Below are 26,794 nucleotides of genomic sequence, written 5' to 3' on the forward strand. Positions count from 1 at the left end.
ATGCCGCAAAAAGCCGCAACCGCGGTCCACAAGGAAGACAGTCAGCTGCGCCAGAAGAACATGATCGCAGAACACTACACGCGTCTGGCCAACGCCCCCGATACCGGCGAGAAGAACGTGTACACCTTCGTGCCGGGCAACCTGACCGAGCTGATCCGCAGCTTCGATCTGCTGCCGGTGCTGCCGGAGATCAACGCCCTGCAGTCCGCCATGCGTGGCAGATCGCGCGAGTACATATCGATTGCCGAAAAGCTGGGGCACTCCGAAGACGTGTGCACCTACGTCAAGTGCGACCTGGGAATGATGAAGTCGGGCAACGTCGGTCCCACCGGCGAACGGCTTCCCAAGCCCGACCTGCTGCTGCTCTCCTACACGGGCTGCTTCACCTTCATGAAGTGGTTCGAGATTCTGCGCGAGGAGTACGACTGCCCCGTGGCCATGCTGCACGTGCCTTACCAGGCCGACGGCGTGATCACGGACTCCATGCGCAAATACGTGGTGGACCAGCTCAAGGACAAGGTGATCCCGATGCTCGAGGAGGTGTCGGGGAAGCGCTACGACGAGGCGCGCCTCTCGCAGATGCTGGCGCGTTCCGCCCGCGCCGAGGACGACCTGGTGGCTGTACTCAACGCGGCCAAGCACCGCCCCTCGCCCATCGACGCGTACTTCGGGGGCGTGTACTACATCGGCCCCATATTCACCGCCTTCCGCGGCACCGAGGATGCGGTGGAGTACTACCGCATGCTGCGCGAGGAGGTGGAGGAGCGCGCGCGCCAGAAACTGGGCCCGGTGACACCGGACGGCCCCATGCAAAGCGAGCGCTTCCGGCTGGTGGTGGAGGGACCGCCCAACTGGACCAACTTCCGCGAGTTCTGGAAGATGTTCGCCGACGAGGGCGCGGTGGTGGTGGCGTCGACCTATACCAAGGTGGGTGGCGTGTACGACATGGGGTTCCGTCATGACCCCGAGCACCCGCTGGAGAGCCTGGCCGACTACTGCATGGGTTGCTACACCAACCTGTCGCTGCCGCGGCGTGTGGACATGCTCACACGCTACCTGCAGGAGTTCGACGCCGACGGCCTGCTGATCAACTCCATCAAGAGCTGCAATTCGTTCAGCGCCGGGCAGCTGATGATGCTGCGCGAAGTCGAAAAGAAGAGCGGGCGGCCGGGGGGCTTCATCGAGAGCGATCTGGTGGATCCGCGCTACTTCTCCGCCGCCAACATCAAGAACCGACTCGAGTCGTACCTGCAGATGATCGAACAGAAGCGCGCGGGGAGGACGGCATGAAGATCTGCGTGGGCATCGATCTTGGTTCCACCACCACCAAGGCTGTGATCCTGAACGAGGACAACGAAATCCTCGGCCGCGGCATCACCAACAGCCGCAGCAACTACAAGGTGGCGTGCGACGTGGCCCTGGGCGAGGCACTCATCAACGCGCGCTTCACCCTGCTCGAGGGTGCCATGAAGCGCGCGGGCGCGGAGTCCAAGCTCGACGTCCTGCCGCACCTCGAGCTGTTGTTCCGCCGGCGGCAGTTCCTGGCCCAGCTGGGCACGCTGATGGACGTGATCCACGCGTACATCCCCAAACGCGAACGCACCGAGCCCTTCGGCGTGGTGGTGGATGAGATCTTCCGGCGCATGGAGAAGGAATCCGACGAGATGTTCCAGCCCGGTGCCACCCGCAAGAGCGACTTCTTCCGTGACCTCGCGGGCAGCATCTACCTGCGCCAGGCCGAGGAGCTGGCGCGTTCGGAGAACGTTCCCTTCGACCGGCTGGTGGGGCTGTTCGACAAGGCCATCCTCGACGTGGAGAACCGGCCCGCGGCGGCCGACAACTTCGATGTGCACGCGCGTGCCGCACTGGCCATTCTGCCCGACGCGCCGCCGGAACTGGAGACCGCGGTGGCCGAAGCCACGGCGGTTACGCTGGACGTGGTCACCAGCGTTGGCACCGGCTACGGCCGCGCCACGCTTCCGTTTCCGAAGGAACAGATCCGTTCCGAAATCCTGTGCCACGGCCTGGGCGCGCACGCCATGTTCCCGGCAACGCGCACGGTGCTGGACATCGGCGGCCAGGACACCAAGGCCATCCAGGTGGACGATCGTGGCATCGTCACCTCGTTCCAGATGAACGACCGTTGCGCGGCCGGGTGCGGGCGATACCTGGGTTACATCGCCGACGAGATGAACCTCGGCCTGCAGGAGCTGGGACCCATGGCGTGCCAGTCCACGCGGCCGGTGCGCATCAATTCGACGTGCACCGTGTTCGCAGGCGCGGAGCTGCGCGAGCGCCTCTCGCTGGGCGAGAAGCGCGAGGACATCCTGGCCGGCCTGCACCGCGCCATCATTCTGCGCGCCATGTCGCTGCTGGCGCGCTCCGGCGGTGTGAGCGACGAATTCACCTTCACCGGCGGTGTCGCGCGCAACCCGGCCGCGGTGAACGCGCTGGGCTCGCTCATCGAAGACAACTACGGCAAGGTCACCATGAACATCTCACCCGACTCCATCTACACCGGGGCGCTGGGTGCGGCGCTGTTCGCACGGCAGGGCCCGCCGCCGGCGCACGCCGGCGGTTCGCCCGCAGAAGCGAGGGCAGTGGCATGAGCAAGCAACGGGATGTGATGCTGGTTTCCGGCATCGACGTGGGATCGTCCGCCATCAAGATCGTGGTGATGGAGGACTCGGGCGACGGTGGTGCCCGGGTTCTGTCCAAGGGGACGGAGCGCATTCGCCGTCGCGACCAGCAAATCGTCACCGCGGACCTGTTCCAGCAGTGCGTGGACGAGGCAAATCTGACGCCGACGGATCTTACCTACACCGCCACCACCGGCGAGGGCGAGACGGTGCCGTTTCGCACCGGGCACTTCTACGGCATGACCACGCACGCGCGCGGCGGGCTGTTTCTCGACCCGGAGGCCCGCGCGGTGCTGGACATCGGCGCGCTGCACACGCGCGGCGTGCTGCTCGACGAACGCGCCAAGGTGCTGAGCTACCGCATGACCAGCCAGTGCGCCTCCGGCTCCGGCCAGTTCCTGGAAAACATCAGCCGCTACCTGGGGATCACCCTGGACGAAATCGGGCCGTTGTCGCTGGAGGCGGACAACCCGGAGGCCTGCTCGTCGATCTGCGCCGTGCTCGCCGAGACCGACGTGATCAACATGGTGTCGCGCGGCATCACCACCTCCAACATCATCAAGGGGATCCACCAGTCCATGGCGGGGCGCTATCTGCGCCTGCTGACGTCGGCCGGGGCGAGCGGCGTGACGCTGATCACCGGCGGCCTGGCCAACGACGTGGGCCTGGTGCAGGCGCTGCGCGAAGCCGCCGCCGAGCAGAAGAAGAGCACACTCGAGATCCGCGCCCACGAAGACTCGGTGTACGCGGGCGCGCTGGGTGCGGCGTTGTGGGGCGCTTTTCGCGCGCGCAAGCTCGCGGCGCGCGGCATCTCACTGGGAACGGCGGCCCCGGCATGACCGCCGCCCGCGAGGATCCCGCGCGCTTCATCGCGCTCGAGGGGCGCCTGGCGCTGGTGGCCGGCGGCGCGGGGGGCATTGGCTCGGCCATCGTGCGCATGTTCCAGGCGGCGGGTGCGGCGGTGGTGGTGGCGGACCGGCCGGGTACGACCGCACCGGAAGACGCGGAGTTCCTGCCCTGCGACGTGGCCGATGCGGCGTCGGTGGCGTCGCTGTTCGAAACGTTGCAGAAGACGCGCTCGAATCTCGACATCCTGGTACACGCCGCGGGTGTCACGCAGGACGCCGTGCTGTGGAAGATGACCCCGGACGCGTGGCAGAACGTGCTGCGCGTCAACCTGGATTCGGCCTTTCACCTGTTGCACGGCGCGGTTCCCATGCTGCGGCGCGCGGAGTCGGCCAGCGTGATCCTGGTGACGTCCATCAACGGGGAACGCGGCAAGTTCGGGCAGGCCAACTATGCGGCCAGCAAGGCGGGTTTGATCGGGCTGGGGCGCACCGCCGCCCGCGAGCTGGGCGCGTTCGGTATTCGCGTGAACATGATTGCGCCGGGAATGATCCGCACCGCGATGACCGAGGCGCTCACGGATGAGGTGCGGGAGCGCGCGCAGGATGAAAGCGTGTTGCGGCGGCTGGGCGAACCGGACGACGTGGCGCGCGTGGCGCTGTTTCTCGCCTCGGGCCTGTCGCGGCACGTCACCGGGCAGGTGCTGCGCGTGGACGGGGGCCAGTTGATCGCATGACAGAAGTGGAGAAAGGTATGAATGAGACAACGAGTGGAACCGTGGTGGTGCGAAACCTCAGGCCCGCGGATCTGGACGCGGTTATCGCGCTGGATGCAAAGAACACCGGGCACCGGCGCGACGACTACTTCCGGGTCAAGTTGCAGCAGAACCTGGTCGAAACGGGCATCAAGGTTTCCCTGGCCGCGGAAACCGACGGCGCCTTCGCGGGCTTTCTGCTGGCGCGGGTGTACTACGGGGAGTTCGGACAGACCGAGCCGGTTGCCGTGCTCGACACCATCGACGTGCACCCGGACTTTCGCGGCCGCGGCGTGGGCAGCGCGCTGCTCGACCAGTTGCGTTTGAATCTTTCCGGACTCGGGGTGACCTCGCTGCGAACCGAAGTGGGCTGGGACGATCTGACATTGATCGGTTTCTTCCAGCACGAGGGATTCCGGCCCGGCGCCCGCCTGTGTCTGGACCTCGACCTCACCGGGCCGCGCCCGGAGCGTGCCGACGCATGACAACGGGAACCAGCATCCGTCACGCCCTCTACGCGGTGATCGACCTGGCGCGATCGGACGAGTCCAATCCGATCAGCGTGGCGAGCATCGCGCAACGACGGGGCATACCGGAGACCGCACTGGCCAAGGTGTTTCAACGGCTGGTGCGTTCCGGCCTCGTGGTGGGGATGCGCGGACCCCACGGCGGATACCGGCTGGCGCGCCCCGCCAGCGAGATAACGGTACTCGACGTCATGGACGTGTTTTCTCCCGCGCAATCGGATGCGCGTCTCCCCGAGGACGTTGGCCGCGACGACCGCCTGGAGGAATTCATCGGGACGGTCGACGGGCAGGCGCGAAGCGCCTTTGCATCGGTCACCATCGACCAGCTGGCCGCGAAGGACAAGACCTCTCTCTGACGGCCGCGTAGTTTCGGCGCCGCACGCAAACAAGCCGCAGCAACACTAGTAAGGAGTGCACCCAAGATGGGATTGAAAGGGGCCGTTCTCGCCGTCTGTCTGTCCGCGCTGGCGCTTGCGCCCGCGTCGGCGTCCGCGGAAGGGAAGTTCAGTGCATGGGTTTTTGGAGACTACTACTACTTTGCCCAGGAGCACGACACCACCGCTGTCGACCAGAGCGGATTCTGGTTCCGCCTCGTCGACCTCACCTGGGACGAGAAACTCGACGAAGCGTTCTCCACGCGCCTGCGAATCGAAACCGCCAGCCCCGGGAGTTTTTCCGCCACGCCGGCGGCCATGATCGTGTACATGAAGGACGCCTGGATCAAGTGGAGCCAGGGGCGCCAGGCGGTCATCCTGGGGCTCACCACGCCGCCGTCGCATAGCTACACGGAGGCGATCTGGGGCTATCGCTACATCGAAAAATTCCCGTTCGAGCTGGCGGGGTTCGGCGGGTCGCGCGACATCGGCCTGGGTGCCACGGGCTGGCTGCTCGGCGGGAGCCAGCTTGGCTACCACGTCATGGTGGCCAATGGCAACGGGCTGCTCAACGAGCAGGACGCCGAGAAGCGGATCTCGGGCTCGTTGCGCTACCGCTTCACCAAGGCGTTTTCCGTGGAAGGGTACGCCGATTTCGAACCCCGCTCCTATGACACCGACCGCGCCACCTTCCGTGGTTTTGCGGGCTACCAGCGGGAGAGCTTGCGCGCGGCGCTCGAGTACGACCAGCAGACGCGCAATCTCAGCGACGGCGGCTCCTACGACCTGCGGGTGGTGTCGGGCTTTGTTGCCGGCAGGGTGGCGGAGAAGGTGTGGCTCTTGGGCCGCGTGGACCGCCACATGGACGAGGATCCCGGCTACGCGCCGGGTTCGGCCCCGGGCCGGCCCTACCTGCCGTACGATTCTTCGGTCAAGAACACGTTCCTGCTGGCCGGAATCGAGTTGAAGGCCCGTGACAACGTGGCCTTCACCCCCAACGTCGAGGCGATCCTGTACGACGAGCCGGACGGCGGGGGTCCGGCCCCGGAGGACGACGTCGTGTACCGGGTGACGTTCGAGTTCACGTATTAGCGCCGAAAGCCGCCGGGCGCCCCCCCCACAGGGGCGCCCGCCCGCACCTTCCCTCGATCCGTCTACATGCACAAGGCCTGCCTCCGTTAAGATTTACCGTGGGTTTACTCTGTCTTCACATGGGAGCCGTAGTCTTCGGCGCACACATTGATGTACTTCGATTGGTCCAACGCTTCACACGAGGAGTGACTCATGGGATTGAGGAAACTGGTTCTGACGGTCGCGGTCATGGCGGCGGCGCTGGCGCCGGCGGCGGCCTCCGCGGAAGGAAAATTCGGGGCCCTGGTGTTCGGTGACTACTACTACTTCGTCGAGGAGCACGACTCCGCGACCGCGGAGCAGAACGGGTTCTGGATCCGGCGCGTCAACCTCACCTGGGACGAGAAGTTCGATGACGCCTTCTCGGCCCGCCTGCGAATCGAAACCGCCAGCCCGGGGGACTTCCTGCCCGACAACCAGGACGTGATGATCACGTACATGAAGGATGCCTGGATTCGCTGGAAGCACAACAACCAGTCGCTCTACCTGGGGCTCACCCAGAACCCGTCGCACAGCTTCATCGAGGAGTTCTGGGGCTACCGCCACCTCGAGAAGATCCCCGGCGAGTTGCAGGGCTTCTACGGCTCGCGGGACATGGGGCTGGCCGCGCAGGGTTCGCTGGGCGCGTCGAAGAAGCTCGGCTATCACGTCATGGTGGGCAACGGGACCGGAACCCGCAACGAACTCGATGGACGCAAGAAGATCTCGGGTGAAGCCCGCTACTCCTTCACCAGTGCGCTGGTGGCGGAGGTGTATGCCGACTACGAGGATCGTGCCGGCAACACCGACCGTGTCACCCTCCGCGGCTTCCTGGGGTACAAGAAGGAGAAGTTCCGTGCGGGCGCGGAGTACGTCCAGCAGACGCGCGACCAGGAAAACGCGGACTCCTATGACCTGGGCGTGATTTCGGGCTTCGCGGCCGGCCAGGTGGCCGAGAAGGTCTGGCTGCTGGGGCGGGTGGACCGCGCCATGGATCCCGGAGCCTCCAAGCCAGGTGCGCCCTACTTCCCGATGACGTCGGAGGTGCCCAGCACCTTCATCCTGGCGGGTGTGGAACTCGTCGCGCGGGAAAACATCACCTTCACGCCCAACGTCGAGGTGGCGCTCTACGACGCCCCGGAGGACGGCAGCCCGACGCCCAAGAACGACGTCGTGGCCCGCGTGACGTTCATGTACAAGTACTAGATCACCTTTGGCGCAAGCGACGCCGCTCCGACGCGATTTCCGCAGCGCGATTTCAAATGTTTCGCGCGAGGACCATGAGCGGAGGAGCGGCGTCGATTGCGCCCCGGCAACCCCGGCAAAGCCGCGCGCACGGGCGGTTGCCGCATTGTCTCCTATCGTGTACCCTCGCCGGATTCCCGTCCCAACCGAGTGCCGAAAGGAGACCCTCTTGAGACCCACGCAGTGGATTCTGGCCGCCATCCTGCTGGTGAGCCTGCCGGGGCTGGCGATCGCCGCCACCCCCGCCGAGACATTCAACAAGCTCCTCGACGACGAGTGGGACGCGCGCATGCGCGAGTTCCCGTTGTTTGCCACCCAGACTGGTGACCACCGTTTCAACGACAAGCTCGGATCGGTGAGCATCGCGGATGCCACACGGCGCGACGCGCAAAACCGGGAATTTCTCGCCCGCCTCGACAAGATCGATCGCGCGCAGCTGCAGGGGGCGGATCGCGTGAACTACGACCTGTTCCGCCGCAACCTCGCCGACCGCATCGAGGACTACCAGTTCAAGACTTACCTCATGCCCATCACCAACCGTGAAGGGTTCCACACGTCCTTCGCACAGCTGGCGGATCGCGTGCCGCTGCGGACGGTGCGGGACTACGAGAACTACTGCGCGCGCCTCGAAGCGTTCAAGGCCTACGCCGGGCAGTACGTCGACGTGATGCGCGAGGGAATCAAGCAGGGCTACGTGCTCCCGAAGATCGTGCTGGACGGCTGGGAACCGGCGGTGGAAGACCACGTGGTGGACGATCCCACCCGCAGCCTCCTCTATGACGCTTTCGAGAAGTTCCCGGATGCGATTGCGCAGAAGGACCGCGATCGCCTCACCGCGCGCGGCACGAAGGCGATCATGGACTCGGTGGTGCCGGGATACCGCGCGTTTGGCGAGTTCATGAAGAAGGAGTACGTGCCGGCATGCCGTGAGACCATCGGTGCCGCCGACCTTCCCAACGGCAAAGCCTACTATGAGTTCTGTGTGCGCAACTACACCACCCTCGACCTCACGCCCCGCCAGGTGCACGAGACCGGTCTCTCCGAGGTGAAGCGCATTCGCGCGGAGATGGACGGCGTCATCGCCAAGACCGGTTTCGAGGGTTCGTTCGCCGAGTTCCTGGAATTCCTGCGCACGGATCCGCGCTTCTACGTGACGACGCCGGAAGCTCTCATGAAGGAGACCGCGCTTATCTGCAAGAAGGCCGACGGACAGCTGCCCACGCTGTTCAAGACGCTGCCGCGCATGCCGTACGGGCTCAAACCCGTTCCGGATTTCATCGCGGACAAGACCTCCACCGCGTACTACGAGGATCCTACCGGCGACGGCACCCGGGCCGGCTTCTACCATGTCAACACGTCCAGACTGGAGAGCCGGCCATTGTACGAACTCGAGTCTCTTTCGCTGCACGAAGCGGTGCCGGGGCACCACCTGCAGATCGCCATCCAGTACGAGCTGCCCGGCGTTCCCAATTTCCGCCGCTACGACTGGTTCACGGCCTTCGTGGAGGGCTGGGGGCTGTACTCGGAACGCCTCGGCATGGAAATGGGCTTCTACCAGGATCCCTACAGCGATTTCGGCCGTCTCACCTACGAGATGTGGCGCGCCATGCGCCTGGTGGTGGACACCGGCATGCACTACTTCGGGTGGACCCGGCAGCAGGCCATCGACTACATGGCCGCCAACGGAGCCCTCTCCATTCACAACGTGACCACCGAGGTGGACCGCTACATCTCCTGGCCGGGACAGGCGGTGGCCTACAAGACGGGTGAGTTGAAGTTCCGCGAACTGCGCGACTACGCCTCGAAGGAACTCGGGGCCGGGTTCGACGTTCGTGAGTTTCACGACGTGTGCCTGTGGAGTGGCGCGGTGCCGCTGCAGGTTCTTGACGACAACGTGAAGGCCTGGGTGGCGGAGAAGAAGCGCAAGTAGGCATCCGGAGGCCCCGATGATCAGGGACGTCGTGGTCGTGGGCGCAGGACCCGCCGGCAGCGTGGCTGCCGCCGCACTCGCGCGCCGCGGCCACGATGTCCTCCTGCTCGACCGCGAGGAATTCCCCCGCAACAAACCGTGCGGTGACGGCGTCCCGCCCGGAACCGTCGCTATTCTCAACGATCTCGGCATGGCCGCGGCGCTGCGGGACGCGAGCTTTCCATCCATTCGTGGCATCCGCATGACGTCGCCGCGCGGTCGTTCCTGGAACGTGAGTCTGCACCCGCGGCGCGAGGACGCCGATTTCTTCATCGCGTCGCGCCTCGTGTTCGACGACCTCATCCGCCGCCACGCCGTCTCCTGCGGCGCGGAGTTCCGGCGCTGGCCGGTGCGATCGCTGCTGTTCGAGGACGGCCGTGTGCGCGGCGTGGTTGCGCTTATCGACGGCACCGAAACGCCGGTCCGGGCGCGCATGACGATCGGCGCCGACGGCGCCACCTCGCAGGTGGCGCGCTCGCTCCCCGGCGCCAAGGCGCCGGCCGTGGACCGCGGCGTCGCCATTCGCGCCTACGTGGATGGAATCCAAACCATCCCGCACACCATCGAACTCCACTGGCTCGCACGCCACGCGCCGGGTTACGCGTGGGTATTCCCCATGGGGCCGTCGCTGGCAAACGTCGGCGTGGTGGTGCGCAGCGACGTGTTCAAGCGCAGGGGGACTTCGCTCGACACGTTGCTCGACGAGCTTCTCGCCTCCCCCGTCCTGAAGGAGCGTGTGGCAAGTGGCGCGACACGCGGAGACAGCGCCACCTGGCAGCTGCCTTACGCAACACCGCGGCGTTCGCCGCGCTCCTTCGACGGTGTGCTGCTGGCGGGCGACGCGGCCCGGCTGGTCGACCCGCTCACCGGCGAGGGCATTCACAACGCGGTCGTCTCGGGAAGCATCGCGGCCGATGTTGTCCACGGAGCACTGGCGCGCAACGACACCTCGCGGGAATCGCTGTCCGGGTACGACCGCCGCTGCGAGCGCGAGCTGGGGTCGCTGATCCGCCGCGCGCATCGCGCCCAGCGGCATCTGGCCGCGCACCCGCTCGCGCTGGAGGCGTTGTTTGTGCTGATGGGGGTGGGAGCCGGCCTCGTAATCCGTTGGCTCAATGCTGTTTCCACCGATTTTCACGTGGGCGCGCCGGACCGCTCGAATACCGGTCCGGGCGTCGTGTAGCAGCCTCATTATTGCCAAACGCGCGCCGGCGAGCGCCGGCTGCCAGGAGGAGGAACCGATGTCACTCGAAGATCAACTGGCCATACGCTTCGTCTGCGGCAAGTGCAAGGGGCAGGGCGGAAACACCCGGCGCATCTCCGCGGCGGGTACCGGGCTGTCCAAGATTCTCGATATCCAGCACAACCAGTTCATTCTGCTCTCGTGCCGCAACTGCGGCTACACCGAGGTCTATGACCCCGCGGTTCTGGAAGGCAAGAAGCACCTCGGGTCCATCCTCGACGTCCTCTTCGGCGGTTAGGCCCGCGCTCATCCCGGTAACAAGCTGTCATATAGCTAGTTATCGGGATGTCCGCCCGGCCGGAATCTTCACCGGGTCTTCACACTCTCTTTACCTGCCGACTTTATCCTTCACGCGGCTGTGCAAAGGTCTCAAAACAGGTAAACTTCGGTGCTCCGAAACGAGGAGGGACTCCCCAACATGATTCGCAAGCCGTTTGTCACACTGTTCATGGCGATCGCCACGCTGAGCGCGCTGGTGTTCGCGGGAATCAGTATCGCCAGCAGTCTCACGGTAGATCCCAAGCTACCCGCGTACAAGTTGACCTCGGGGGTTTCCGGCTCCATCAAGAGTGTGGGCTCCGACACCATGAACAACCTCATGGCGCTGTGGGCGGGCGATTTCCGCAAGAGCTATCCCAACGTCCAGGTGGAGATCGAGGGCAAGGGCTCATCGACCGCTCCGCCGGCGCTCATCGCGGGCACGGCCACCTTCGGCCCCATGAGCCGCGCGATGAAGAACCAGGAGATCGACGAGTTCGAGGCGAAGTTCGGCTACAAGCCGACCGGCCTGCGCTCATCCATCGACATGCTCGCGGTCTACGTCCACAAGGACAACCCCATCGAGTCGCTGTCCATGCAGCAGATCGACGCCATCTTCTCCAAGACGCGCAAGGGTGGTTACGAGACCGACATCACCACATGGGGACAGCTGGGCGTTACCGGCGAGTGGGCCAACAAGCCGATCAGCCTGTATGGCCGCAACTCGGCGTCGGGCACCTACGGCTACTTCAAGGAGCACGCGCTGTTCAAGGGCGACTTCAAGGACGCGGTCAAGGAGCAGCCGGGCAGCTCATCGGTGGTGCAGGGTGTGGCCAGCGACCGCTTCGGCATCGGCTACAGCGGCATCGGCTACAAGACCGCCGACGTGCGCGCCGTGCCCATCAAGGCAGACGCCGCATCGGAGGCGGTGCCCGCGGCGGCCGAGTTTGCCTACACGGGCACCTACCCGCTGGCCCGGTTCCTCTATATCTATGTGAACCTCAAGCCGGGGACGGAACTGGATCCGCTGCGCGGTGAGTTCCTGAAGTTCGTGTTCAGCAAAGAGGGACAGTCCAGCGTGATCAAGGACGGCTACTACCCCGTGAACGCGAAGATCGCGGGCGAGGAGCTCGCCAGGCTGGGTCTCAACGTCAGCAGCCGCTGAAGCGGCCTGACCATCGTTCTGGTATTATCGTCCGGTGGGCGGCGGGCAGCGCCGCCCACCGGTATCTCTATTAAATGACACTACGGCCTCGGACGCGAAACCACGGCACCCGGTGGACGGTCAGGGCGGCGGACCGCATCGCCGCCGCTTGCATTTCCGTGGGTGGCGTGGGGACGATCCTCGCGGTGTCCGGGGTGTTCCTGTTTCTGCTCAGCGTCGCCATTCCCCTCCTCAAGTCGGGACACGCCACGCGCGAATCCGGCCTGACCGTTCCCGCCGCCGCGCGCGTGCTGCGCGTGGGTACGGACGAATACCGGGTTGCCGCCTGGGCGCTGTCATCGGATGGCGCGTTGCGCGTGTTCCGCCTGGACAACGGCGACACGGTGACGACGCGCGTTCTCACCGGGCCCGATTCACTTTCCGCGGTTTCCTTCGACACCGAGAGCGGTTCGTTTGCGATCGGGCTGATCGACGGATCGCTGCGGCTGGGGCGCATGCGCTTCCGCACCGACTTTCCGTCCGCGGAGGACGTCGGCGCCGGCGCATCCACCTTGCGGCCGGATTCGGTGTTTGCCGTCGGCGGCGCGCTGGTGGAGGTGCTGGCGGACGGTTCGCTGCGGCGGCAGACCCTGGTGGTGGAAACCGACGCGGACCTGGATGACGCGGTGCCGGGGGCGGTGCGCGTGATCGATCATGTCGCGTCCGGGAGTGCGTACGTCGTGGCGGCAGTGGGTGCTTTGGACACGACCGCCGTGTTGCGCGTGGACCGGCGCGAGAACGCGTTCACCGGCGAAGAAACCCTGGAACTCACGCGCGGTGTGCTGCCGCCCCCGCCAGGCGGTACCCCCGCGCACCTGCTCGTCACCGCGGCGGGTGCGGCGGTGTGGGTGATCGACGGGGCCGGACGCGCCACGGTGTGGAACACGCGCGACGTGAATTCGCCGGAACTGCGCGTGGCGGGTGGACTGGCCGCGCAGGGCGCGCGGCTGACGGCGGTGACGGCGCTGCTGGGCCGGCAGACGGTTCTCACCGGCGATGGCGGCGGGGCCATCGACGCGTGGTTTACCTACGAGGAAGCGGCCAGCGACACCACCCCCGCCACCATCGCGTTAGGCAGTCCGCGCCACTTCGCGGGTGAGGGGAGCGCGGCGACGGCGCTGGCCGCGTCGGCGCGCGAGCGGGTGTTCATTGCGGGTTTCGCCGATGGGAGCGTGAACGTGTTGCAGGCCACCAGCGGCAAGCGCGTCATCGGCATCGACATCGGTGACGGGCCGGTGGATGCGGTGGCGTTCTCGCCCAAGAACGACGGGCTGCTGGTGCTCGCGGGCGGTGCGTTGCATCACTTCGACGTCGACCTGGGCCACCCGGCGGCAACGCTGCGCGCGATGTTCCGGCCGGTGTGGTACGAAGGCTATCCCGGCGCGGCGCACGTGTGGCAGTCCTCGGCGGGCACCGACGACTTCGAACCCAAGTTCGGGATGTGGCCGCTGGTATTCGGCACGCTCAAGGCGACTTTCTACTCGATGCTGTTCGGCGTGCCGCTGGCGCTGCTGGCGGCCATCTATACCAGCGAGTTCATCTCGCCCGCGCTGCGGCCGCGGCTCAAGACGGTGGTCGAAACCATGGCCAGCCTTCCCAGCGTGGTGCTGGGTTTCCTGGCCGCCATCGTGATCGCGCCGTTCGTGCAGGGTGCGGTGCCGGCGGTGCTGGTCTCGTTCGCCACCATTCCGGGCATGCTGCTGGCCGCGGGCTACGCGTGGCAGCTGCTCCCGCAGGAGACGGCGCGGCGGCTGGCGCGCTTCCGCCTGTTGTTGCTGCTCGCCATTCTTCCGCTGGCGCTGCTGGCCGCGCGGGTGCTGGGCCCCTGGATGGAGTCCTGGTTCTTCGGCGGGGACATCATGGCGTGGCTGGCGGGAAGGTCGGGAAGTGCCTTCGGCGGCTGGTTCCTGCTGCTGCTCCCGCTGAGCGCGGTCGCGGTGATTCTCCTCGTCGGCCGCATGACCGGGGAGTTGATGCGCAATATCGCGGCGCGTTCCACGCGCTCGCGCATGGCGTCGCTGGACATGACGCGCTTCCTGGTGGGGACGCTGGCAACGGTCATGTTTGCCGTGGTGGGTGCCGCGGTGCTCACCTCGCTGGGAATGGATGCGCGCGGGGGCATGATCGACACCTACGTGCAGCGCAACGCGCTGGTGGTGGGTTTCGTGATGGGCTTCGCGGTGATCCCCATCATCTATACCATCGCGGAAGACGCGCTCTCCGCGGTGCCGGACCACCTGCGCGCGGCGTCGCTGGGCGCGGGTGCCACGCCCTGGCAGACGGCCATCCGCATCGTGCTGCCGACGGCGATGAGCGGGCTCTTCTCCGCCATCATGATCGGGCTGGGCCGCGCGGTGGGCGAAACCATGATTGTGCTGATGGCGGCCGGCAACACCCCCATCATGGAGATGAACATCTTCAACGGCTTCCGCACGCTGTCGGCCAACATCGCCACCGAACTGCCGGAGGCGGTTCGCGACAGCACGCACTACCGCACGCTGTTCCTGGCCGCACTGCTGCTGTTCCTGATGACATTCATCGTCAACACGGTGGCCGAGATCGTGCGGCTCCGCTTCCGCCGGAGGTCGGCGCAGATATGAGCGGTGTTCAGGGGTGGGGAAAACGCACCAGAGCGCGCGGCGGCACGTCGTTGCTGGCGCACGGCGAGAACATGCTGTGGCTGATGGGCGGCGCGCTCGCCATCTGCCTGGTCATGATTGTGGGACTGCTGGGGTTGGTGGTCTACCAGGGCGCCACCACGTTCTGGCCGGACCCGATCGTCGCGGTCACGCTGGACGGCGGCAGGAAGTTCATGGGTGAAGAGACGCGGCGCGAACGCTTCACGCCCACGCCGGAGGCGATGGCGGGGTGGTCGGAGCAGACGCGCAGCCAGTTCGAGCATGACTCCGAGCTCGCGAAGCACGCCACGCGACGGATGCTGCGCACGGGCAACTTCGACGTCAGTGGCTCGCACTTCGAATGGGTGGACGACTTTGCGCTCACCAGCAGCGAACGCCCGGAGTGGGCGGTGCTGCTCGAGCGGCGCGAGTGGGGGCGGTTCTACGGCACCCCGGTTGGTTTCCGGGTGGACGGCGAGCTGGTGGCGCGGGACCCCGCGGAGGCGTGGCGCGCGTTCGACGCGGTCCACGGCGAGGTGTCGGCCCGTTTCGACCGGCGCTATCGCCTGCAGAAGCGCGACTTCGGCAAGCTGCACGCGCAGGCGGAACGCGCGCGGCTCAAGTTGCGCGAGGTCGAGATGGAGTACGGAGAATCGTCGGAGGAGTACGAGAGCGCGCGGGCCATCCAGGAGGGCGAGTTGTCCGCCATCGAGGCGCGCGGCCAGACGCTGGAAGAGGAGATCCGGCTGCTCGACGAAGAGAACAGCCGCTACGCGCTCGTCATGGCCACGGTCGCCGGTGACACCGTAGTCATTCCGGCCGCGAACATCGTGCGCGGTTATCCCGCCAACCGGCTGGGCCCGGTGGCGAAACTCGGTGTGTACGCATCGCGGTGGAAGGAGTTTCTCACCGCGGATCCGCGCGAGGCCAACAGCGAGGGCGGCGTGTGGCCCGCCATCGTCGGCACGGTGATCATGACGCTACTCATGTCGGTGGCGGTGGTTCCGTTTGGGGTGCTGGCCGCACTCTACCTGCGCGAATACGCCAAAGAAGGCGTGATGGTGAGCGCGGTGCGCATCGCCATCAACAACATGGCGGGCGTGCCCAGCATTGTGTTCGGCGTGTTCGGCCTGGGCTTCTTCTGTTACATCTTCGGCGGCTCCATCGACCAGGTGTTCTTTGCGGAGAAGCTGCCCAACCCGACCTACGGCAAGGGCGGCGTGCTGTGGGCCTCGCTCACGCTGGCGCTGCTGACCCTGCCGGTGGTGGTGGTGGCCACCGAGGAGGCGCTGGCGGCGGTGCCGCGCTCCATGCGCGAGGGCTCCTACGCCTGCGGCGCCAGCAAGTGGCAGACGATCCGGCGCATCGTGCTGCCGCGCGCCATGCCCGGCATCATGACCGGGTTCATCCTCGCCATGGCGCGGGGCGCGGGCGAGGTGGCGCCGCTGATGCTGGTGGGCGCGGTCAAACTGGCGCCCGACCTGCCGCTCGACGGCGTGGCGCCCTACCTGCACCCCGACCGCAGCTTCATGCACCTGGGCTTTCACATTTTCGACCTGGGGTTCCAGAGCCAGAACAGCGAGGCGGCCAAGCCGATGGTGTTCACCACCACGCTGCTGCTCATTTCCATCATCGCATCTTTGAACATCTTTGCCGTGTGGATACGCACGCGGTTGCGGCGCCGCTTCGTCGGTGGTACGTTCTAGCCCGTGCAGGAAACCCATCCATGAGCGATCCCATTCTTACTCCCAGGGGCGAGGGCGCGACCTCCGGCGCGGACCGTCTGCGCGCCATCGCGCGCGGCGAGGAAGTGGCCGCCACCATTCACGACGCGGTAGCAAGTGAAAAAGCGGTGGCCGAGGTGAAGGCGTTCAAGCTGTGGTACGGCGCCAAGCAGGCGCTGTACTCCATCGGCATGGCCATGCCCGAGGGCAAGATCACCGCCATCGTCGGTCCGTCGGGTTGCGGCAAGTCCACGCTGCTCCGCTCCATCAACCGCCTCAACGACCTGCTCGACGAGGTGCGCATCGAGGGCGACATCCTGCTCAACGGCGATTCCATCTACGGGCGTTCGGTGGATGTCATCGAGCTGCGCAAGCGCATGGGAATGGTGTTCCAGAAGTCGAACCCGTTTCCGATGAGCATCTACGAGAACGTGGTCTACTCGTTGCGGGTGGACGGGGTGCGCGACCGGCACGTGCTCGACGAGGTGTGCGAGCGCAGCCTGGAGGGCGCGGCGCTGTGGGACGAGGTCAAGGACCGGCTCCACGAGAGCGCGCTGGGGCTCTCGGGCGGGCAGCAGCAGCGGCTGTGCATCGCGCGCGCCATCGCCGGCGAGCCCGAGGTGCTGCTGATGGACGAGCCCTGCTCGGCGCTGGACCCCATCGCCACCGGCAAGATCGAGGATCTCATGCAGGAGCTCAAGGGGTCCTACTCCATCGTCATCGTGACCCACAACATGCAGCAGGCGGCGCGGGTGAGCGATTACACGGCGTTCATGTACCTGGGACGGCTCATCGAGTACGGGCCGACGGCCGACATCTTCACCAACCCGAAACTGTCGGAAACCTCGGACTACGTGACGGGGCGGTTCGGATAAACGTCGTGTGTGGGTCTGGCGAAGCCGGTAAAGTGCGGTTTAACCGACCGGGACGATTTACGCGCCGTTTACCGCATCTTTTTGTGGAGGCGCTATCTTTAGTCCCATCATGATCCTGGAGAAAAGACAGACCTTGCTCAAGACCGAGAAGATCGTCGTCATCGAGGACGAGGATGATATCCTCGAAGTCATCGCGTACAACCTCAAGCGCGAGGGCTACGAGGTGATCACCAGCACCAGCGGCGAGGACGGCCTCGAAAAGATCGAGAAGTCATCCCCGCAGCTGGTGGTGCTGGACCTCATGCTCCCCGAGATCGACGGCCTGGAACTGTGCCGCAAACTCAAGTCCGACCCCCTCACCAGGTCCATTCCCGTCATCATGGTGACGGCGAAGGGCGAGGAGAGCGACGTGGTGCTGGGCCTGGGTGTCGGCGCCGACGACTACGTCACCAAGCCCTTCAGCCCCCGGGAGCTGGTGGCGCGGGTGAAGGCGGTGCTGCGCCGTTCGCGCGCGCGTCCCGAGGGCGACAGCCGCGAGCGCATCGCCCGCGGTGGCGTGGTGATCGACCCGCAACGCCACGACGTCCAGGTGGACGGAGAACCGGTCTTGCTGACGGCGACCGAGTTCCGGCTGTTGCACTTCCTTGCCACGCATCCCGGCCGCGTGTTTACACGCGATCACCTGCTCACACGTGTCATTGGCGAGGACGCCATTGTCATCGACCGCAACATCGATGTGCACGTTCGCGCGATTCGCAAGAAGCTCGGGGCGCACCGCGAGTTGATTGAGACGATTCGCGGCGTCGGTTACCGGTTCAAAGACAAAGACTGACCCATGCTCGGCTCGCGTTTCCTCTGGAAGCTGTATGCGGGCTACGCGGTCGTAATCCTCATCACCGCGGTCCTGGTGGGCGTGCTTGCCATCCGCGGCTTCGAACGCGACCTGACCCGCCAGATCGAGGACTCGCTGCACAGCGAGGCGCTCCTGCTGCACGACATCGCCCTGCCCTTCGTGGACGTACCCCCGGACTCCGCCTTTCAAATGCGGGTGTGGGCGCTGGGCGCGCGGGCCGAAACCCGCCTCACCGTGATCGCCGCCGACGGGCGCGTGCTGGCGGACTCGCGCGAAGAACCCGCGGCCATGGACAACCAGCGCACGCGACCGGAAATCCGCCAGGCGCTGGCCGACGGGGTCGGGGTGGCCACGCTGTCGCCCAGCAGCGGCGATCGCAGCGCGATGTACCTGGCCATCCCGGTCATGAAGAACGGCAACGTGGCGGGGTTCGTGCGCGTGTCCAAGCCGCTGCTGGCACGGGAACGGCGCGGTGCCGTCCGCGGCCTGGTGGTGCTGGGGACGGTGGGGGCGGTGTTCGCGGCGCTGCTCATCGGGTTGCTGCTGGCGAGGAGCATCACGCAGCCCCTGCTGGCCATGACCGCGTCGGCGCGCGCGGTGGCGCAGGGTGATTTCAGCCGGCCGGTGCGCATCGACCGCAACGACGAGATCGGGTACCTGGCAGCGGCGTTGAATGCCATGACCGACCGCCTCAAGTCGCAGATCGACACCATCACCGCGGACCGCAACATGACGCTCGCCATCCTGGCGTCGATGGCGGAGGGCGTGGTGGCGGTGGACCGCGGTGAGTACGTGGTGCACATCAACAGCGCGGCGGAAACCATTCTGGGCGTGGATGCGAGCAACGCGAGGGGCCGCCGCATCTGGGAACTCACGCGCGTCATCGAGGTGAGCGAGGCGCTGTCGGATGCCATGAAGGAGAACCGGGTGCGGGTTTCCGAGGCGCGCATCTCGAGCCCGCAGAAGGACCAGGTGGTCCAGCTCATTGGCGCGCCGCTGCGCGACGCCAACGACACGCTGGTCGGCGCCATCGTGGTGCTGCACGACGTTAGCGACCTGCGACAGCTCGAGTCCGTCCGGCGGGACTTCGTGGCCAACATCTCCCACGAGCTCAAGACGCCGCTCGCGGCCATCCGCGGCCTGGTGGAAACGCTGATCGACGACCGCGCGATGGACAAGGGGACGCACGATCGCTTCGTGGAGAAGATCCGCGACCAGTCGATGCGCCTGAGCAACCTGGTGTCGGACCTGCTGACGCTGTCGCGCCTCGAGGCCGATCAGGGCGGCAGACAGTTCGAGCGCATGGATATGCGCGAGTCGGTGGCCGAGTCGTTCCGCGCGCAGGTGCACGTGGCGGAGACCAAGCGCGTGGAGCTGGACGCGAGTGTCTCCGACAAGCCGGTGCTCATCGAAGGCGATGGCGAGGCGCTGCGCGAACTGGTGGACAACCTGCTCAGCAACGCCATCAAGTACACCCCGGAGGGTGGACGGGTGGGGCTGCGCCTGGCGACGGAGGGGTCCAACGCTGTGCTGAGCGTGGAGGACACCGGCATCGGCATCGCCCCCGAGGACCAGGGCCGCATCTTCGAACGCTTCTACCGGGTGGACAAGGCGCGCTCCCGCCAGCTGGGCGGAACCGGTCTGGGGTTGTCCATCGTCAAGCACGTGGCGCTGGCCCACGGGGGCAACATATCACTCAAGAGTTCCCCGGGGCGGGGCAGCACGTTCCGGGTGCAGATACCGCTGGCGCGCGAGAACGGCGGCGGCGAGGCCGGGGTGTGAGTCTTTTTGTTGACGGGCAACGAATCGTCATTTAAAGATACCATGAATCGTTCGCAACCACCGAGAATTGGAATGGCCCGTCACCTGCAACGCGATCTGGACAACCTCGCCCGGGACCTCCTCACCATGGGGGCCATGGTGGAGGAAGCCACCAACAAGGCGATCACCGCCCTGGCACGGCGCAATCGCGCGCTGGCCCGGGAGGTCACCCAGGGTGACCCGGCCATCAACGACCAGGAGAACCTGGTCGAAGAGAACGCCCTCAAGATCCTCGCACTGCACCAGCCGGTCGCGGCCGACCTGCGCTTCATTATTACCGCGCTCAAGGTGAACAACGACCTGGAGCGTATCGGCGACCACGCGGTCTCCATCGGCGAGCGCACCGACGTGCTGGCGGGACTGGACCCGGTGCCGGTGCCCGACGACTTCCAGAAGCTGGTCACGGTGGTGCAGCAGATGGTGCACGACAGCCTCAATGCGCTCGTCGAGCGCGACGCCAAACTGGCGCGTTCGGTGTGCGCTATGGACGACGAGGTGGACCGCATCCACCGCCTGATGTACGCCGAGATGCAGGCGGTCATTCGCAAGGACGTGAACCTGCTCGAGCCGGCCATCAATACCATCTCCGCCACGCGCCACCTCGAACGCATCGCCGACCTCGCCACCAACATCTCCGAAGACGTGGTGTTCATGGTCGAAGGCGAAATCCTCCGCCACAACTACTAGTCGCCCCGCCGCTGGCCCGCACGCGGTCCGTCCCATATATTGGAGGCAGCCATGAAGCCCGATCGCGCACTCAAGTGGTTGTCTGACAACAGTCTCGGTGACTTTTCGCCCGCGCCGGCGGGCGCGCCCACCGACGACTCCGAGCTCCTCGACGCCTACTCCAGCGCCGTGGTGGATGTGGTGGAGCGGGTGGGACCGTCGGTGGTGAGCATCCGCGTGGTCGCCGCCGGGCGCCGCGGGGCGTCGGGCGAGGCCGCCGGGTCCGGCTTCGTGGTCGCACCCGACGGGTTCGTGGTAACCAACCACCACGTGGTGGACGGCGCGAATGACGTCACCGTCGTGTTCACCGACGGGCACGAAGCGGCGGCGCGCGTGGAGGGGAGCGATCCATCCACCGACCTGGCCCTCTTGCGCGTGCTCGAGGGCGGGCTCTCACCGGTTCGCATCGGTTCGTCCGAGCAGTTGCGCGTGGGACAACTGGTCATCGCCATCGGCAACCCGCTCGGCTTTCAGAGCACCGTTTCCACCGGTGTCGTTTCCGCGCTCGGGCGCAACCTGCGCGGCCGTACCGGACGGCTCATCGAGAACGTGATCCAGACCGACGTGGCCTTGAACCCCGGCAACTCGGGCGGCCCGCTGGTCGACAGCCGCGGATCGGTGGTGGGTGTCAACACGGCGATGATCCGCATGGCGCAGGGACTGTGCTTCGCCATTCCCTCCACGACAATGACCTGGGTGGTGGGCGAACTCATGACGAAGGGGCGCGTGCGGCGCGCGGTGCTGGGCGTCGTGGCGGAAACGCGTCCGGTGAACCGGCGCGTGCAGCGCAGCTTCGATCTCGACCGGCCCACCGCGGTGCGCGTGTCCTCGGTGCGCGCGCGCGGGCCCGCCGAACGCGCGGGCGTCCGCGCAGACGATCTCATCGTCGCCATCGACGGCGCCGGCATGAGCACCGTCGACGACCTGCAGCGCATCCTCTCCCGGGCGACGCCGGGCACACCACTCGTGCTCACCGTGCTCCGCAACGGCGGCCACCGCCACGACCTCGACGTCACCCCCGTGGAAGACTAGAGCATCCCCTGCCGTGCAAATTGAAACGATTCGCGTCCGCGGGCGGCGCGGTCGCGCGGACACATCCTTATCGCATTAAGAACCAATAGCTTGCAGCGCCCGGCGGGCGCAAGCGGGGGCACGTTCCTTGCAGCCCGCCGCGCGGGGAGCGGCCCGCGCATTTCCGCGCGTCGGTGAGACAACCCGGGGACGGTTTCATCCATGGCCAAGATAGACGCCTTTCTTCGCATCATGCAGGAGCACTGCGCCTCCGATCTGCACATCGGCACCGGTTTCGAGCCGATGCTGCGCATCAACGGGGTGCTGGAGAAGACCAACCACCGCGCGCTGACCGAGGACGAGACCAAGGTGCTCGTGTACGAACTGCTGTCCGACGCCCAGGTGGAGCTGCTGGAGAAGAACGGCGAGCTCGACTGCGCCTACACGCTGCCCAACGTGGCGCGGTTCCGTATCAACGTGTTTCGCAAGCACCCCGGTGTTGCGGCCACGTTCCGGATCATCCCGCACAACATTCCCACGCTTGAGTCGCTGGGATTTCCAGACGTCATCAAGAAGATGCTCAAGTCGCGCAGCGGCCTGATTCTGGTGACCGGGCCCACCAACTCGGGCAAGTCCACCACGCTGGCCGCCATGGTGGATTATCTCAACGACTACATGAACTACCACATGATCACGCTGGAAGATCCCCTGGAGTTCATCCACGAAAACAAGAACTCGCTCATCAACCAGCGCCAGATCGGCGAGCACAGCCAGTCGTTCGCGGCCGCGTTGCGCGGTGCCTTGCGCGAAGATCCCAACGTGATCCTGGTGGGAGAGATGCGCGACCTGGAAACCATTTCACTCGCGCTCACCGCGGCCGAACTGGGCCTGCTGGTGATGGGCACCTTGCACACCAAGTCCGCCGCGCAGACCATCAGCCGCGTTGCCGATGCGTTCCCGGTGGACCAGCAGCCCGCCATGCGGCTGACACTCTCCGAGGTGCTGGTGGGCATCTGCTCGCAGCAGTTGCTGCGCCGCGCCGACGGCAACGGCCGCATTGCGGCCTTCGAGATCATGGTGGGCACCCACGCGGTGCGCAACCTGATCCGCGAGGGCAAGAGCCACCTGGTGCCCAACGTCATCATGACCGCCAGGAAGGAAGGCATGCAGATGCTGGACCAGCACCTGCGCGAACTGGTCACGCAGAAGATCGTCACCGCCGAAGAGGCGGCGCGGTTCGCCGCCGATCCGGCGGGCATGCTGGCCGGCGCGCCCAAGCAGGCCAAGCTGGTCACGGTGGACGCCGAGATGGTATGACGCGACGCACCAGCAAGCCCTCCGACGAAGCCCGACCCCGCATCGAACTGCCGGAGCTGTTTGCCGCCGACGAGGTGGCGGATCGCGGCGACACGCCCGACGCGTCCGATGCGCCCCGCGAGCGCCTCGCGCTCATCGTGTCCGGTTCGGCGGCGCTGCGCAACTACCTCACGCCCATTCTGCGCCGCGAGGGCTGCCGCTCCATTGTGGTGAGCTGTCGCGAAGAACTTGAGCACGCGCTGGCCGGCGAACCGGTGGACCACATTCTGGTGGCGCAGGAGATGCTGGAAGAGTTCTCCACCTGGGCGTCGGGCGGCGGGCTCACGACCTACGGGGCGGAAATCAGCGTGCTCAACTCGGTCATGTCGAGTCTGCTCGACAACCCGGTGCCGTACGGCAGCATGGTGCGCTCGGTGTTTTCCGCGGTGCAGATGATTGCCGGCGAGGCCACCGCCGCCGAGGTGATGGCGCCGCACGCGTTGATCGCGCGCGACGTGCGCGAACTGGCGCGCTCGGTGGGCCTGCGCCGCCTGGCCTCCGACGGAACCCAGATTGCGGCCTGGCTGCTCGCCCCCCGCGAGGGCGAGGCCGCCGCGCCGGACTTTGCGCGCGCGCTGTCGCTGGCGCGGCAGCTCAACTTCCCCTGGCCCCTGGATGCGCTGGTCAACAAGGCGGCGCTGTTGCACCTGGGCGACGAGAAGCCGGGCAAGACGGAGGCCGCGCGTTCGGAACTGGACCTGGCCGCGCAGATACTCGCGCTGGCGTGGCAACGCCACATGCTGTCGGCGGGCGCCGACCCCATGGAGCAACCGCGCGACGTCAAGGGCGCCCTGCGCGCGGTGAGCGGACGGCTGGCGTCGCTCGACATCGTGGAGGCGTACATCCGCCTCATCGAGGGCGGCACCGCCGCCATCGACGCCATGGAGCGGTTGGACGTGATCGTGGTGACGGCGTCGCGCGATCGCGCGCGCGAAATCGGCACACGCTTTGGCGGCCTGGGCATCCACGTCACCCACATGAAGGCGCTGGCGGAGGCCGCCGCGGCGTGCGAAACCTCGCCGCCGGTGGCGGTCATCGTGGACTTCGCCACCCTGGGCGTGGACGCGGCCCGTTCCAGCGTCATCCTGCGCCTGGTGCCGGATCTGCTGGTCTACGCGCTGGTGGACTCCGGCGAGGCGTCTTTCACGCTCGACCTGATCGACGCCGGTTTCGACGACGTGCTGGTGCCGCCGCACGACTTCGGTGTGGTGGCGGCTCGCGTGGTGCGGGCGGTACGCGCGCGCGAACGCGGGCGCTCCGGCAGCGCGCCCGGTTTCCGCGGCACGTTCTCGGCGCTGTCGTTCGTGGACCTGGTGCAGAGCCTCTCGCAGAGCCGCAAGTCGGTGCGCCTGGACGTGTGGCGGGGTGAAGACGAGAAGGCCACCCTCTTCATGGAGGACGGCCGCCTGTGCCACGCGCGCTCCGACGGGCTGGAGGGGGTGGAGGCGGTCTACCGCGTGATCGCGTGGGGGGACGAAGGCGCCTTCGCGGTGGAGGTGGTCTCCGAGTTCCCGCCCGTCAACGTGCAGGAGTCCACCGAAGGCGTCCTCATGGAGGGCTGCCGCCTCTACGACGAAAGTCACGCCACCCCGTAAGCCGCGGTTTCTACCGCGCGTCGCCTGCGCTATACTGCCGGGATGCACATCCTCGCAGCGGGCGGACTCGTCTTCGCCGCCGGAATCTTCTTCGGCGTGTTCGGAGCGGGCGGCTCCATCCTCCTCGTCCCCATTCTCGTCTACTTTCTGGGCCTCCCGGTGAAGATGGCGCTGGGGATGTCCCTGCTCATTCTGGTACTCACCGGCGGCACGGCCACACTGGCGCACGCGCGCTCGCGCAACGTGAGCTGGAAGATCGGCCTGCGCTGGGCGGCGGTCGGCATCGTGGGATCGTACCTCGGCGGGCGGGTGGCGGAACTGGTACCCGAGACCGTGCTGCTCACCATTTTTGCCATCGTGGTGGTGACGGCGTCGGTGGCCATGATAAAACGGCGTTCGCCCGAGGCGGCCCGCGTGCCGGTGACGCACATCGATCTTCCCAGAGTCATCGTGGTGGCGTTCACGCTGGGGTTCTTCACCGGGCTCATCGGTGTGGGCGGTGGCTTCCTGCTGGTGCCCGCGCTGGTGCTGGTGTGCGGTGTGGACGTGAAGCTCGCCATCGGCACCTCGCTGCTGGTGATCACCATCAATTCGCTGGGCGGCTTCATCGGGTTCGCGGCCCACGAATCGTTTCCCGCCGGGCTGACCGCAACCGTGGCCGCGTTTACCGCGGCGGGCGCATTCATCGGCGAGCGGCTGGGCAAGCCGCTCCCGTCGCACCGGTTGCGGCCCGCGTTCGGGGTGTTTCTGCTCCTGGTCGGCACCGCCATGGCGGTGCAAAACCTCATCGAGCTCATCGGCGCCCGCTAGGGCGGGCGCGGAAAGTCCATAAAGGAGACAACAACATGTTCGACCTGAAAGCCATTCAAAGCGCGCTCACTGAACTGGGCCTGGACGCATGGCTCTTCTACGACTTCCGCGGCAACAACACGCTGGCGCTGCGCATCCTCGACCTGGACGGAAAGGGAATGGCGTCGCGCCGCTTCTTCTACCTGGTGCCGGCAAAGGGAACGCCGAAGAAACTCGTGCACCGCATCGAGTCCGGCACACTCGATCACCTGCCCGGTGAGAAGAAGGTCTATTTGCTGTGGCAGGAACTGGAGGCGGGCGTGAAGGAACTGGTAGCACCGTTCAAACGCGTGGCCATGGAGTACTCGCCGAAGAACGCCATCCCCTACGTGTCGCAGGTGGACGGCGGCACCATCGAACTGGTGAAGAGCACCCGCGTCTCGCTGGAATCCTCCGGCGACCTCATCCAGTTGTTCGAGGCCACCTGGGACGAGGAGCAGTGGAAGATGCACCTCGAGGCCGACGCGCACAACGACGCCGCCTTCGAGCTGGCGTGGAAGATGATGGCCGACGGTGTGCGCGCCGGCAAACCCGTCAGCGAGGTGGGCGTGCAGGCGGCCATCATGGAGCACTTCAAGCGCCACGGCATGACCACCTATCACCCGCCCATCGTGGGCGTGGGGCCGCACGCCGGCGATCCCCACTACGAACCGGTTCCCATGAAGGACAGCCAGATCCGCGAGGGCGACCTGGTGCTGGTGGACCTGTGGGCCAAGATGGACCGCCCGCGCGGGGTCTACAGCGACATCACCCGCATGGGCTTCATGGGCAAGACCGTGCCCGACGAGTACACGAAAGTCTTCAACATCGTCCGCGACGCGCGCGATGCGGCGGTGGACTGTGTGAAACGCGCGTTCAAGGAGAAGCGCCCGCTGCACGGCTGGGAAGTGGACGACGCGTCGCGCAATGTCATCCAGAAGGCGGGCTACGGCGAGTACTTCGTGCACCGCACCGGGCACAGCATCGGCCAGGAGACGCACGGCAACGGCGCCAACATGGACAACCTGGAGACGCACGACGAGCGCCTTATCATGAAACGCACCTGCTTCTCGGTGGAGCCGGGCATCTACCTGCCGGAGTTCGGGGTGCGACTGGAAGTGGACGTGTTCGTGGACGGGGACGGAGAGGTCCACGTGACCGGTGGTCCGCAGAGCGAAGTGCTTCCCATCCTCGCGAAGTACTAGAAAAAGGAGGCGG

The 26,794-nt window shown here is 66.4% G+C and carries 23 protein-coding genes; all 23 read left to right on the top strand.

From position 1 onward, the window contains the following. The 23 genes from bcrB to OEX18_00955 all read left to right on the top strand — a co-directional run bounded on the left by bcrB (window position 1) and on the right by OEX18_00955 (window position 26,781). Entirely contained in the window at window positions 1-1,290 is a 1,290-nt protein-coding gene (gene bcrB / locus OEX18_00845) for a benzoyl-CoA reductase subunit B (protein MDH4335811.1), read from the top strand. Then, a complete protein-coding gene (gene bcrA, locus OEX18_00850) occupies window positions 1,287-2,609 on the top strand; it encodes a benzoyl-CoA reductase subunit A (protein MDH4335812.1) in 1,323 nt (440 codons plus the stop codon). The genes bcrB and bcrA overlap by 4 nt, the downstream gene beginning before the upstream one ends. Further along, complete coding sequence (bcrD, locus tag OEX18_00855; GenBank protein ID MDH4335813.1) at window positions 2,606-3,478, top strand: benzoyl-CoA reductase subunit D; 873 nt, start codon at window positions 2,606-2,608, stop codon at window positions 3,476-3,478. Before bcrA ends, bcrD begins: the two co-directional genes overlap by 4 nt. Then, the gene (locus OEX18_00860) at window positions 3,475-4,221 is read left to right on the top strand and encodes an SDR family oxidoreductase (GenBank protein MDH4335814.1); all 747 of its coding nucleotides are present in this window, start codon (window positions 3,475-3,477) and stop codon (window positions 4,219-4,221) included. The genes bcrD and OEX18_00860 overlap by 4 nt, the downstream gene beginning before the upstream one ends. 17 nt (window positions 4,222-4,238) lie before the next feature. Continuing rightward, on the top strand, window positions 4,239-4,724 hold the full coding sequence (locus OEX18_00865) for a GNAT family N-acetyltransferase (GenBank protein ID MDH4335815.1): 486 nt from the start codon (window positions 4,239-4,241) through the stop codon (window positions 4,722-4,724). Continuing rightward, window positions 4,721-5,122 (top strand): Rrf2 family transcriptional regulator, encoded by a 402-nt coding sequence (locus OEX18_00870; protein ID MDH4335816.1) that lies wholly within the window; start codon window positions 4,721-4,723, stop codon window positions 5,120-5,122. The genes OEX18_00865 and OEX18_00870 overlap by 4 nt, the downstream gene beginning before the upstream one ends. Before the next feature lie 66 nt (window positions 5,123-5,188). Further along, complete coding sequence (locus tag OEX18_00875; GenBank protein MDH4335817.1) at window positions 5,189-6,232, top strand: hypothetical protein; 1,044 nt, start codon at window positions 5,189-5,191, stop codon at window positions 6,230-6,232. Window positions 6,233-6,424: 192 nt separating this feature from the next. Beyond that, a complete protein-coding gene (locus tag OEX18_00880) occupies window positions 6,425-7,456 on the top strand; it encodes a hypothetical protein (protein ID MDH4335818.1) in 1,032 nt (343 codons plus the stop codon). A 208-nt stretch (window positions 7,457-7,664) separates the two neighbouring features. Beyond that, window positions 7,665-9,425 carry a DUF885 domain-containing protein gene (locus tag OEX18_00885; protein ID MDH4335819.1) on the top strand — a complete coding sequence of 587 codons (1,761 nt, stop codon included), beginning with the start codon at window positions 7,665-7,667 and terminating at the stop codon, window positions 9,423-9,425. Between the two features lie 16 nt (window positions 9,426-9,441). Next, a complete protein-coding gene (locus tag OEX18_00890) occupies window positions 9,442-10,647 on the top strand; it encodes an NAD(P)/FAD-dependent oxidoreductase (GenBank protein MDH4335820.1) in 1,206 nt (401 codons plus the stop codon). A 58-nt stretch (window positions 10,648-10,705) separates the two neighbouring features. Continuing rightward, entirely contained in the window at window positions 10,706-10,945 is a 240-nt protein-coding gene (locus OEX18_00895; GenBank protein MDH4335821.1) for a zinc ribbon domain-containing protein, read from the top strand. 210 nt (window positions 10,946-11,155) lie between these two features. Further along, window positions 11,156-12,130, top strand: a complete 975-nt coding sequence (locus OEX18_00900; GenBank protein MDH4335822.1) for a PstS family phosphate ABC transporter substrate-binding protein — start codon at window positions 11,156-11,158, stop codon at window positions 12,128-12,130. A gap of 74 nt (window positions 12,131-12,204) precedes the next feature. Continuing rightward, a complete protein-coding gene (locus tag OEX18_00905) occupies window positions 12,205-14,769 on the top strand; it encodes an ABC transporter permease subunit (protein MDH4335823.1) in 2,565 nt (854 codons plus the stop codon). After that, window positions 14,766-16,493, top strand: coding sequence for a phosphate ABC transporter permease PstA (gene pstA, locus OEX18_00910; GenBank protein ID MDH4335824.1), 1,728 nt, complete (start codon window positions 14,766-14,768; stop codon window positions 16,491-16,493). The genes OEX18_00905 and pstA overlap by 4 nt, the downstream gene beginning before the upstream one ends. Window positions 16,494-16,513: 20 nt before the next feature. Beyond that, window positions 16,514-17,386: a phosphate ABC transporter ATP-binding protein PstB gene (gene pstB, locus OEX18_00915; protein ID MDH4335825.1), complete on the top strand. Its 873-nt coding sequence runs from the start codon at window positions 16,514-16,516 to the stop codon at window positions 17,384-17,386. Window positions 17,387-17,495: 109 nt separating this feature from the next. Beyond that, complete coding sequence (locus OEX18_00920) at window positions 17,496-18,218, top strand: response regulator (protein ID MDH4335826.1); 723 nt, start codon at window positions 17,496-17,498, stop codon at window positions 18,216-18,218. 3 nt (window positions 18,219-18,221) lie between these two features. Then, entirely contained in the window at window positions 18,222-20,021 is a 1,800-nt protein-coding gene (locus tag OEX18_00925) for a cell wall metabolism sensor histidine kinase WalK (protein MDH4335827.1), read from the top strand. Window positions 20,022-20,093: 72 nt separating this feature from the next. Further along, window positions 20,094-20,747: a phosphate signaling complex protein PhoU gene (gene phoU / locus OEX18_00930; GenBank protein ID MDH4335828.1), complete on the top strand. Its 654-nt coding sequence runs from the start codon at window positions 20,094-20,096 to the stop codon at window positions 20,745-20,747. Window positions 20,748-20,798: 51 nt separating this feature from the next. After that, window positions 20,799-21,818: a trypsin-like peptidase domain-containing protein gene (locus OEX18_00935; protein ID MDH4335829.1), complete on the top strand. Its 1,020-nt coding sequence runs from the start codon at window positions 20,799-20,801 to the stop codon at window positions 21,816-21,818. Window positions 21,819-22,019: 201 nt separating this feature from the next. Next, window positions 22,020-23,114, top strand: a complete 1,095-nt coding sequence (locus tag OEX18_00940) for a type IV pilus twitching motility protein PilT (GenBank protein MDH4335830.1) — start codon at window positions 22,020-22,022, stop codon at window positions 23,112-23,114. Further along, the gene (locus OEX18_00945) at window positions 23,111-24,748 is read left to right on the top strand and encodes a DUF4388 domain-containing protein (protein ID MDH4335831.1); all 1,638 of its coding nucleotides are present in this window, start codon (window positions 23,111-23,113) and stop codon (window positions 24,746-24,748) included. The genes OEX18_00940 and OEX18_00945 overlap by 4 nt, the downstream gene beginning before the upstream one ends. Before the next feature lie 42 nt (window positions 24,749-24,790). Continuing rightward, entirely contained in the window at window positions 24,791-25,558 is a 768-nt protein-coding gene (locus OEX18_00950) for a sulfite exporter TauE/SafE family protein (protein MDH4335832.1), read from the top strand. 35 nt (window positions 25,559-25,593) lie between these two features. Further along, on the top strand, window positions 25,594-26,781 hold the full coding sequence (locus tag OEX18_00955) for a M24 family metallopeptidase (GenBank protein MDH4335833.1): 1,188 nt from the start codon (window positions 25,594-25,596) through the stop codon (window positions 26,779-26,781). Window positions 26,782-26,794: the final 13 nt, after the last annotated feature.

Source organism: Candidatus Krumholzibacteriia bacterium (genome assembly GCA_029865265.1).
Lineage (GTDB): Bacteria > Krumholzibacteriota > Krumholzibacteriia > WVZY01 > JAKEHA01 > JAKEHA01.